General features: G+C 55.1%; 8 protein-coding genes. All 8 read right to left on the bottom strand.

All coding sequences use genetic code 11. From position 1 onward, the window contains the following. Positions 1-162 precede the first annotated feature (162 nt). Positions 163-2358 (bottom strand): hypothetical protein, encoded by a 2196-nt coding sequence (locus tag PKO02S_RS32855; RefSeq protein ID WP_176594941.1) that lies wholly within the window; start codon positions 2356-2358, stop codon positions 163-165. 117 nt (positions 2359-2475) lie between these two features. Then, the gene (locus tag PKO02S_RS30200) at positions 2476-3309 is read right to left on the bottom strand and encodes a sugar phosphate isomerase/epimerase family protein (protein WP_127588732.1); all 834 of its coding nucleotides are present in this window, start codon (positions 3307-3309) and stop codon (positions 2476-2478) included. Continuing rightward, on the bottom strand, positions 3306-4637 hold the full coding sequence (locus PKO02S_RS30195) for an enolase C-terminal domain-like protein (protein WP_127588731.1): 1332 nt from the start codon (positions 4635-4637) through the stop codon (positions 3306-3308). The genes PKO02S_RS30200 and PKO02S_RS30195 overlap by 4 nt, the downstream gene beginning before the upstream one ends. A gap of 97 nt (positions 4638-4734) precedes the next feature. After that, complete coding sequence (locus tag PKO02S_RS30190; RefSeq protein ID WP_127588730.1) at positions 4735-6045, bottom strand: hypothetical protein; 1311 nt, start codon at positions 6043-6045, stop codon at positions 4735-4737. Next, complete coding sequence (locus tag PKO02S_RS30185) at positions 6038-7144, bottom strand: DUF58 domain-containing protein (RefSeq protein WP_127588729.1); 1107 nt, start codon at positions 7142-7144, stop codon at positions 6038-6040. The genes PKO02S_RS30190 and PKO02S_RS30185 overlap by 8 nt, the downstream gene beginning before the upstream one ends. A gap of 14 nt (positions 7145-7158) precedes the next feature. Next, positions 7159-8130, bottom strand: a complete 972-nt coding sequence (locus PKO02S_RS30180) for an AAA family ATPase (RefSeq protein WP_127588733.1) — start codon at positions 8128-8130, stop codon at positions 7159-7161. 1681 nt (positions 8131-9811) lie between these two features. Then, on the bottom strand, positions 9812-10252 hold the full coding sequence (locus PKO02S_RS30170) for a hypothetical protein (RefSeq protein ID WP_127588727.1): 441 nt from the start codon (positions 10250-10252) through the stop codon (positions 9812-9814). Positions 10253-10437: 185 nt separating this feature from the next. Next, a partial coding sequence (locus tag PKO02S_RS32970; RefSeq protein ID WP_218033970.1) for a hypothetical protein occupies positions 10438-10641 on the bottom strand: 204 nt, incomplete at its 5' end.

Below are 10641 nucleotides of genomic sequence, written 5' to 3'. Positions count from 1 at the left end.
TAACATGCTTTGCGTAACGTTGTATACTCGACGATAGACGGCGAGTAGGCAGCAGGAAGTGGGCAAGGAGAGCACCCTTGTTAGCACTAAAGCCCGTCCACCGTCCCAGCTTGCAACTAAAAACCGGCCTAGCGCAAATCCGCCCAGCCGGTCTCTTACGGTTTATTTGATCATCAGTTTGAAGAGGTTGATCATGTTGTCGAAAATGCCGTACATTTTCTTGGACTCCTCATCCTTCGTCGCGACCATCTTCAATCGGTCCGGATCGATATGCGACAAATCCCTGACGCTGTCTTGAATTTTGCCAATCATGTCGTTGAATTTGTCGATCGACACCGTTTTCCCCAGTATGCCTTCCTTCTTGGCGTAATCCATAAATTTGCCTTCAATTTCAGAGTTGCTGAATTTGAGGGTTACTTCTTTCTTATTGCCGCGGCCGTCGCTCACGAAGAACAACCCCGACAAATTGCCGGACCCGCCCTTCAGGCTGAACTTCAGCTTGTGGGTGCTGGAGCCGAACTCGAAATCGTAAAACGGCCGGAACAGATTGCGAAGCTTTTTAATAACAGAGTTCCCATTGCTATTGCTGTTGCCATTACCATTACCATTACCATTACCATTACCATTACCATTACCATTACCGTTTCCGTTTCCGTTTCCGTTCCCATTACCATTACCGTTGCCATTACCGTTGCCATTTCCATTCCCATTACTATTGCCATCCGGGATTCCGTTACCATTTCCATTACCATTTCCATTACCATTGCCGTTTCCATTGCTGTTACCGTTGCCGTTGCCATTTCCATTACCGTTTCCATCGCCATTGCCGTTCCCGTTGCCACTACCATTGCCATTCCCATTCCCATTACCGTTCCCAGGCGTTTCAATCACCCGGTTGTTCCAATCGGCAATCTCGGACTCGATCGAGCTCCAGAGCTGATCCGTCTTCTGCGTCAACGCATCCGTAGCGAGGGTGTTGTACTTGCGCTGCACCCCCGTCAGAGACTCGTTCAATTTATCGGTCAGTCCGGCGGAAAAATCTTGTTTCACCCCGGCGATCCACTCATTCAGCTGGTTCCGATAGGCTTCCTTCTCGCTGTCCGAAATTTTGTCCGGGTCGAGCTTGATCAACGCCTTCACGTCTTCGAGGTAATCGGTCCCGTCGGCAGCGAGCCCGTTCGTCCACTCGTCCAGATAGCCACGCGCCAAAGTGTCCCCAGCATTCCGGAAATTGATCGACTCGTTCACGAACTGGTTCAAGGTGTCGCGAACATCGTTCAGATTCGTATCCGCTTGGCCCAGCAGCGTATTCTTCAATCCGGCCGGAGCCGATGCCAGCGCATCCGCGATCTGCGTCTTGTTCCCGTCCGCCCAGGCAGCCATCGTAGCGGCAAACGCCTGCTTCTCGGCATCGGTGATATCGTCCGCATCGTCGTAGACGGAAGCCGTGATCGAGCTCAGCACATCCGCCGACCCGCCGTTCAAGCCGCCGTCCCATTGCTCGTACGCCGACTTGGCCGCATCTACCCGCACGCCGTATGCCTGAATCGCATCTGCGGTTGCGGTCTTGTAAACATTCGTGATCGCATTCAATTGGGCATCCGCCCGCTCCAGCAGCTTGTTCCTGATGCCGCTAGGCGCATCCTCGAGTCTCGAGTTCAAGCTGAGCTTGTAGTTCGTCGTCCACTCGGCCGCCCATTGGTCGAAAGCATCCTTATCCTGCTGCGTGACGATCCCGTCGGCATCCGCCTCCAGCTGCTGCGCCACCCGATTCGACAACGCGCTCGTATCGCCGACCGTCCGCGTCCACTGGCGGAAGTCCCGCCGCGCTTCCCGGACTTCCAGCGTATGCACTTGAACCAGGTCACGCACATCGTTCCATAGCTTGTCATCCAGCTTATCCAACACTTTGTCGGCTTTGCTCAGCAGCTTGAGCGTCGTGTCGCGATCGATGCCCTCGAGCGCGTTCGACAAGCCGTCGAATTGGCTCTCCGTCCAGTCGCTCAGCTGCGAGCGAAGCTCATTCAGCCCTCGTTTGCCGACCACGCCAGGCGAAGCGTCGATCGTGCTCTTGATCGAATCGAGAAAAGAGCTCTTGGCCGTATCCAAGGACTGCTTCCATTGTTTGAAAATTTGCTGAGCTGCCGCAGCCTGAGACGCGTTCTGATTGCCTTTGACTTTGTCCGCTTTGTCCGCCTTGCTCTTCTTGTACACGGCAGCAAGGGTCGGATCGCTGACGGCGGCTTTGGCCTGCAGTTTGGCGGCTCTCGCCTGCAGCTTGGCCGCTTTGGCCTGCAACGCTTCAGCCGAAGTGAAGGATGTCGAATGGGCTGAGGAGGAGGAGATGGATGAGACCATAAGAGGTGCTCCCTTCTATTAACTTTGCGGGTGGTGGGATTAAAAAAAGGGCAAGGTTCCTCACCACTAAAACCTTTAGTAAATAAGGCCTGTTTCGAGCGGAAAAATAATGCTTTATTATCCCCTCAAGGAACCAAGCAAGGAGCGCATGTACTTCACGTAGTGCGGTAAGGCGATAGAGGGGTCCTCCAGATTCGGATGCCACATTTTCTCCCACTCCAGCGACAAATAGCCGTCATAACCGATCGTTTGCAGCGCGAGCACGGTGTCTCGAATCGGGATGTAGCCTTCCCCGGTCAGCACGTACTTGTATTTGCGGCCCTTGGCATCCGCAGGCGATTCCGTCGCATCCTTGAAATGCGTGTGGCGAATGGCCGAGCCCAACCGTTGGACAACCTGCTCCGGCCGCTCTCCACAATGATACGTGTGAACCGTATCCCATAGAACGAGCAGACCTTCCGGCCGGCCCGCCGCCGTCAGCACCCGATCCAGCGATTCCGAGGAGGAGAAGTCGTCATGCGTCTCGAGCAGGATCGAAACGCCAAGCTTGCGCGCTTCCTCTGCGGAACGGACGAGCGCTTCGGCAACTTGCTCGACGGCCGCGTCGAACGTCAAGCTCTCCGGCACCATACCGATGAAGGAGCGAACATAGCTCGCGCCCAAATCATGAGCCAGCTCCGCATTGATCCGCATTTGCTTGACGTTGTCTTCGACCGTCGCCTTGTCGTCGCTCGTAAACTTCGTATAGCCGGACACGCTGACGATCTCGATGCCGCGGGAGCGAAACATTGCAGCCGCCTCGGCGCGCTCCGACGCGTTCATCGTCGGATCGACATGACGGTCGCCTCCGATGCGAAGCTCGATGCCGTCAAAGCCGTACTCGGCAGCGCGCTCGGCAGTTTGCAGCAAAGTCCAATCCGGACAGCCTAACGTTGTGAAGCTCAGTTTCATATGTGGGTGCCTCCTCGTTGATTAAGAATGGGGTTCGTTTGCACGACGGATTCATAGTGGGCACTTCGGGCGAAGGAGCCGGCGCTGCGCGCATAGAATGCCTCATCCAAGCGGAATACGCCGTTCTCCGGCCGCGTCCAGGAGGCGAAGCCTTCCGGATGGTAGCCGCGCATCGTCTCCCAATTCGCATAGTTCTGGTGTCCGTTCGTCTCCATCAGCCCTACCTTGAGGCCAGGCAATGGTGCCAGTCGGGCCGCCAGGTTTTTGTTCCAGTCGACCATCCAGGGGTTCACGGTCAGATCCGCGCAGAAGCACGGAACGCTGCGGTCGTGAGCGGCCTTGGCCACTTGCAGCGCGACGCTGAGTGTCTTGGCGATCGGCTTGAGCGTGATGGCGCGATACCCGAGCTCGATCCGCTCGATCGCATCCGCCAGGTTGTGCACGCTCTCGTCGGCCGTCATGCGCACCGGCAAGTCGTCTACGACCGTTTTATTTTCTTCCGGGAACGGCTCCTCTACAAGCACGACCCGCTCCAGCATGCCGATCCGATCGGCGTGATCCAGCAAGCGCAGCACCCGTTCCTTCGTGTCGTACCGGCCGTTCAAGTCCAAATAATAGAGCACGCGGCCGCAGTCCGTATACTTCGTCTCGCGTTCCACCGCCAGCCGATGCACGTCGGTCAGACGCTGCTTGTCCCATTCGAGCATTTTATCCAGGCTGCCGTCCTTGTCGGGATCGGCTCCCAGCTTGAACTTGAGCAGAAAATAGCCTTCATCGAGCATCCGGGTCACGTCCGCATCGCTATGTCCATAAGAGACGACCGGCACGGAGGCCAGCTCGCGATTGCGATAGTTTAAAGCGGCCCGGTACTCCGCTGGAATCATCTCGTCATAGTTGGCAAGCTGCTCCTCTTGTGCGTATAGCAGCCAAGCGGCGTGATCGACCGGCACGAGCGCATTCAGCGCGAACGTCTCGCGAAGCGTCGCAAGACCGGTCAAGGCGCGTCCATGCTCAAGCGTCTCATGTACGACTTGCTCCAGCAGCTCCGGCGGAGCGCTGAATGCACGCCCTACCGCCAGCCGCAGCGCATGCCGGGTCATATCCAGCATCATCCCGTTGGCCGCTTGCTCCGGCACGGCGAAGAACACATTCGGGTCGGACCAGAGCACGCTCTGCACGCCAAGTCCGACCGCCTCACGCCCATTCGAGCTTCGCAGCATCGCCAGCGTCTGCCACAGCTCGCTCAAATAGCCGCCTTTAAAGCCGAAAGGGCTCTGCAGCGGTTCCCGCTCTAGAGCCAATTCCGCTTTTTCAATCCGTATAGACATTCAGTTCTACCCCTCGCACAATAGTGATACCGCTGTTCCATATCTCCCTATTGTACAATAGATTCGATTAGGATGGTGGAATTTCGTCACATTGCTCCTAAAGGCCGGTCTCCCGCTTGATCCGGTCCGGCAGCTCCGGATCGGGCTTCGCCCCGCCATATCGCACCGCATTGTAGGCATCGGCCAGCTCTTGGCGCTGCCGCTCCTGCATAAGCCGGTCCTCGCGAAGCGCCAGCTGCTCCTGCGGAGTCAAGTGTGTTTGCAACGCCTCGTCCACTGCTCCTTTCGTACTCACGCTGCGCCGAAGAAACAACCGGTACAGGAGCCGGATGCGCTCCCCTCCCTCCAGCTGCTCCCACGACGGGTCCCGCTTAAACCGGGAGACCGCCGTCGACAGCTGATCTCGAAGTTGATCGCGGATCTCCTTCCAGCTGATCAAGCTCGTTTTCTCCTCCTCGTACTCCCGGAACCCCGCAGAGTCGGCCTCCCGCTGCCGCAGCCAAGCGATTAGCTTGCGCGTCAAGATAACGATGGCTTTGCCTGTGAAATAGATGGCGGCGAGAATTAAGACAAGCGCTAATATCCGGCCTGCATACATCGCCAGCTTGTCGAGAAAGACCATGAGAGCGGACGGTTCATTGTCAGCCTGCGGAAGCATGCCGCCATTCGACGTCGGGGTCGGGGATGGGCTCGGGGTCGGAGCCGGCGGTTCGTCGGAGGTCGCGAGCAGCCGATTGATCAGATCGACCAGTTGCTGCCGGAGCGCGAGGAACAGATCCCGAATGACGCCGATCAATCCGATTCCGAAAATAACGAGCAAGGTGATCCCGATCAGCACCCGATTTTTCCAAACGACACTTGGAGCCAAACGCACATTGTCGCTGCCCGACTGGGTTTCTCCTTTCAAATTGCTGTTGTTCGACAGGAAAACTGTGATGAGCAGGGCGGCCACGCCGAACCAGATCATATAGTCCATGTAAGGCTTGAATTCGGTGATGCGCGACAGCAGCAAGGCGGCCAGCAAATAAAGGAACAAGGCGACCCAATAAACGCCGCCCGGGAAAAGAAGATGCCAGGGCGTGCGGACCGAACGGAAGCCGTGGTAGAACAGGAAGGCGCCTGCCGCCGCGGAGATCAGCGATTGGAGCTGCAGCCCGAATACAAGCCAGGTCAGTCCCCCCACAATCACGATCCCTGCCAAAATAAGCAGGAAACGAAGCTCAAACCGCAGCGCGAAACGCGCAATCGTCCCGAGCGGCATGTAGACCGCCATCATAAGCAGCCACAGGTGGAACTGGTCCTGGAAGCCCTCAATCGGCGAGAACAACAGCAGGACCGGGTAAAAGAGTATGAGCTCTATGGCGCCGCGCACCGCAGAGAGAGCAAGCTGTCGACCGAATTTACGCATCGAGGCGCACCTCCTCTTCGCTGCTGCGAACGAGAGGCACAATCCGAACCGCATTGTTCGTCTGTTCCAGCCGGTCAATGCGCTCCTGGATCTCCTCGCTCACATAGGCGGTAATCAGCACGATATCCAGCCGTTCCGCCCCGCGCGCCAGATCCTCGTCCAAGAACGTAGTGATCGCCATTGTCCGGTCTACGACGACCTTCGCCATCGTATCGAGCAGCAGCTCCGTATGCGAGGCCCCGCTGCCGGGCTCTACACGGACCATCTCCTTCGGCGCGTCGATCGTGCCGCTGTTGCAGCCGAACCCGGTCGGGATGCCCCGCCGGATCGCATCCGCCGCGAGCGAAGCCGCGAAGCGCAGCCCTTGCTCGACCAGCTCCGGGTCGGACACCTGGCTCCACATTTGCTCGCTCAGCTCGAAGTTCAAATAAATCATCAGCCGGTGATCGGAGGTGAAATCCCGTTGATGGACCTGAAGACGACCGGAGCGGGCGGTCGCTTTCCAGTTCACCGCGTTCAGCGGGTCGCCATACCGGTATTCCCGTGCGCCTTGGATGATGAACGGGTCGTCCAGAATCCAGCGCCGTACCGTCACATCGCCTTGCCAGCTGTGGGACGGGAGCGGGATGTCGCCGATCGGGACAAGCCGCGGGTACACGAGCAGCCGGGCGTCCAGCCGCAGCGTCTTGGTCGTCTTGGACATGCCGAAGATATCGCCGCACGTGAGCGACATCGTGCTCAAATCGTAGCAACCGCGCTTAGTGGCCCGGATGCGATGCTTGCGCGTCACGCTCGAGTAGGGCATGAGCGAGAAGAAGCTTTTCTGATTCTGCATGAGCGTGCCGCTATGGACGTCGAAGTTGTCCTGCCGCGGAAACCGCAGCGAGGCGGACATCAGCGACTCCAGGCGCAGCCAGGGCAGCGGCAGCGGCTTGACGTTCGCGATGCGCTCGATCAGGAGCACCTCCTCGCCCTCGTAGCAGGCGCGCTCGCTGAAGCTTCGCGTGTAAGTAACTCGGCGCAGGCCGAACCGGTCGAACATTCGGCCCTGCACGAAAATGACGATGAAGGCGACGAACAGCAGCCATGCCAATGTCATAGCGTCGTCCCGCCTCAGCCTCGGCCTTGAAGCTGCGGCTCCGCAGGCACGACGAGCTCGGCGAGCAGCTGGTCGAGGATTGCCTCAGCCGGGTTGCCCTTGGCGCCGCGGGTCGTCGCCGCGCGCAGGATCAGGCGATGCGCCAGCACCGGCTTCGCCATCGCCTTGATGTCGTCGGGCGTGACGTAGTCCCGGCCCTGGAGGATGGCGTGCACCTGGACGGCGCGCAGCAACGCTTGGCTGCCGCGCGGGCTGACGCCCATCGCGATGTCCTGATGGCTGCGGGTGCGCTCGATCAGGTGCAGCATGTAGTCGTACAAGTCCTCATGGACGCGGATTTGGGCATAGCCGTCTTGCGCAGCGGTCACTTCCTCCGCGGTAGCGACGGGCTGCAGCTTGTCGAGAGGGTTGTCCGTCTTGAACCGCTGCATGATCGCTTTGCCTTCCTCGAAGCTCGGATAGCCCATGCTCACCTTGAGCAGGAACCGGTCGAGCTGCGCCTCCGGCAGCGGGAACGTGCCCGCGTTCTCGATCGGGTTCTGCGTGGCGATAACGAGGAACGGCCGGTCCAGCTTGCGCGTCTCGCCGTCGATGCTTACCTGGCGCTCCTCCATACACTCTAATAGGCTCGACTGCGTGCGCGGCGTCGCGCGGTTGATCTCGTCGGCGAGCAGAATGTTCGCGAACACCGGTCCCGGCCGGAACTCGAAGCGCGAAGCCTGCTGGTTGTAGAAGTTAATGCCGCTAAGGTCCGAAGGCAACAGGTCGGGTGTGAATTGAATGCGCTTAAATACGCCGCTCACCGAAGCTGCCATCGCTTTCGCCAGCAGCGTTTTCCCCGTTCCCGGCACATCCTCCAAGAGAACATGGCCCGATGAAATTAATGCCACTAACAATTGATCGATCACGGCTGATTTGCCCACTACGACTTGCTGTACATTCGCTTTGATGGCATCAGCCAAACGTTTGATTTCCGACGGTTGCATACTCAGCATCCTCTCTCCGAAAGCGCTTTTCTTTCTATTGTAGAGGAGCTGGGAGCGGATGGCAATTGCTAAAAGATTAGGAGATTTATGAGGCGTTAGGTAGCCGACTCTAGCGGCTGTAAACGAGCAAATCTTCGATAATTTTCTTCTCCCGCTAGGCGACCAGCTCATCGCGACCCAGTTCGGCACATCGTACAGTTTGCCATGTGTCATCGCGGTCGTCGTGGCAGTAGCAGCGGAAGGCCTCTTCATCGATTGTCGCAACGAGTGAAGCAAGTGATCGTCGCGGGAATCGATGGAATGCTGGACGAACAGGTGGTCCGTCCCCAGGTCGGGCATCTTATCCGGCGAGAACTCCAGCATCGCCTCGTAATTCGGCACACAGGAGCCTTCTTCAGGCTTAGCTCCGCGTACAGCAGCAAATTGAGCGGATGGCGGACCGTCCCACAGGATGAGCTCGGGTTCGGCCGACGCTAGCCTATGCATTCGTTCCTCCAAGATCCGCCATGCTCCTCCACGCTAATCATTTTGCTGCGATGGCAATTGACCGCCTGCACGGGGTCCAACCCGAGCGAACGCAAATTGTCCTGATTCGGCAAACAAGAAGCAACGCCACTCTGATATGGCGACGCTCGCGGGAATAAGAGGTAGGAGTAAAGCCGGCCAGCTTCGACAGGGTGACCAGCTTTATTTTATCGCCATAGTGCTCGTGCATGTAATCGATGGTCCTTCGCATGCCGTCGGTGTTCGGAATTGTCGAGTCCTTGCCCACCCTAAGACCCTCATAAATGCATCGCCCCAAATGCTCGGCAAAATGGCTTTTTATCAATGATGCCCTTCTCGGTAGTCGTGTGCAAAGTCATGGCGATCATAGGCGCCGCTCTTATCTGCGTCAGCAATGTAGTGGCTGTCCTCTTCACTATTGTGGAGCAGAGCCCGTGCTTCAATTTCACTTTTTTTGCGTATCGCTGTTAGTGGGGGTTGCACTTTTCCGGCGGGTTTGCACTCTTTTGCTAGTAGGGTTTCCGGTGACTTCGAATTGGTTCGTGTGGCTGGCTTGGCTGCTGGGCTTGTTCACATTCTCTTAACGTTACTTGCGATTCAAATTAATACTGACCGGGTATAGTGAGGATAGAGCGTTTTGCTCGGAAAGGAGGAGTGCGACGATGTACTACGAAGAGGACCGTGAGCCTTACGACCGCAAGGACGACGAAGACGAGGAAGAAACGACGCAGCCGAGCTGAGGCAGCCCGGCTGTTGTTGTTTTTATATAATGGCATTTAAATTTAGAGCAGTCGTAGGATTCCGCCACGTATTTTTGCATTAAAGGCGTTCCTTTGATTTACGAAGATACAATTTTGAAAGTTATTCTATTCTATTAATTAATCCTTACCAGTCTTATTAAGGGTACTTGTTATTTTTCTCGTCCTCACTCCAGCTTCTCTTAGTTTCCGTTAGGATTCCAACACGTTACTAAAAAATAAAATTCAGACACTGTAGTAGAACTCTCCACATTCTAAACCGTTTCATACTATTGACTATCGTCGGATTTTTTTATTGATCATTGATGTCATTCTTGGTTTCTTCGCCTTTTCCAGATCCTCGAACTATGACCCACAAGAATGAAATTGAAAAGCATATCTAGTGGGTTAAAGTTTGGTTTGTGAATGTTGGTTAGTAACTAATTAAAGTAGTGAGGTTTTAATTTTTTTAATTGTTCAGGCGGGTTCAGTACGCCTTTCATTTCAGAAAATGATTGTTTATTCCAACTGCGTTCATTGATTTGAGTCCAGATGTATGTTCCTACATCACCGCTGTAAACCCAAACTCTATCTTCTTCATCCCATAAAAAATACAAAGTGTCCCTTATCCTAAATTTTTCAATTGAACTATATATAGTCTCGTTGCTTATATTTTTAATGATAAAAGACTGCTTAGCGACACCATCTTCTTTGGATTCCTCAACAATTAATTGATACTTTCCTGATTTCGATACTACTGGGTTACCTGGTGTTGCTAAAGTATTGTTAATTTTTGTTGAGTTACTCATCTCGCTTTTAGCACATCCAATAGATGCCGAGACAAGACCAAGCAAGAGAAAGAGTAATAGTTTCATATTCAAATTGCTACCTCCTATTACGCTCATCTGATGAACTATCAGGACTACCAACTTGCTGCTTACTAGAGAGCCATCCTGAGGTGAAATTACCTGAAGCATCCATTTGAGATCTATCTGTCCAACTAATTCTAATAATAAAATCAGTGGATTCGCAAAAGGGATCCATTTAACAGCAAATTTTGACTTCTCTACATTTGTTGAATAGATGCCATAGATCTTGAAATATCAATTTGCATTGACAACCCGTTTTCTATCGCAGCAACCTGCTCTTCGACTATAACTTTAACATTTTGGGTAAGTGTAGAGTGACCTCCTTTAAAAGTATAGCTGAAGTTTGCACAATGGTCTCGTAACCCGCCATAGTTAAATAATTGAGGGTCACAAACATGATT

Origin of the sequence: Paenibacillus koleovorans NBRC 103111 (assembly GCF_004000845.1) — a bacterium.
In the GTDB taxonomy this organism is placed as follows: domain Bacteria; phylum Bacillota; class Bacilli; order Paenibacillales; family NBRC-103111; genus Paenibacillus_AA; species Paenibacillus_AA koleovorans.
Note: the sequence above shows the minus strand (reverse complement) of the source record. Positions and strands in the feature narration are given on the sequence as shown.

Bases quoted from the DNA above. Each gene is read 5' to 3' on its own strand.
- PKO02S_RS32855 (WP_176594941.1), bottom strand. From the start codon at position 2,358: ATGGTCTCATCCATCTCCTCCTCCTCAGCCCATTCGACATCCTTCACT.
- PKO02S_RS30200 (WP_127588732.1), bottom strand. From the start codon at position 3,309: ATGAAACTGAGCTTCACAACGTTAGGCTGTCCGGATTGGACTTTGCTG.
- PKO02S_RS30195 (WP_127588731.1), bottom strand. From the start codon at position 4,637: ATGTCTATACGGATTGAAAAAGCGGAATTGGCTCTAGAGCGGGAACCG.
- PKO02S_RS30190 (WP_127588730.1), bottom strand. From the start codon at position 6,045: ATGCGTAAATTCGGTCGACAGCTTGCTCTCTCTGCGGTGCGCGGCGCC.
- PKO02S_RS30185 (WP_127588729.1), bottom strand. From the start codon at position 7,144: ATGACATTGGCATGGCTGCTGTTCGTCGCCTTCATCGTCATTTTCGTG.
- PKO02S_RS30180 (WP_127588733.1), bottom strand. From the start codon at position 8,130: ATGCAACCGTCGGAAATCAAACGTTTGGCTGATGCCATCAAAGCGAAT.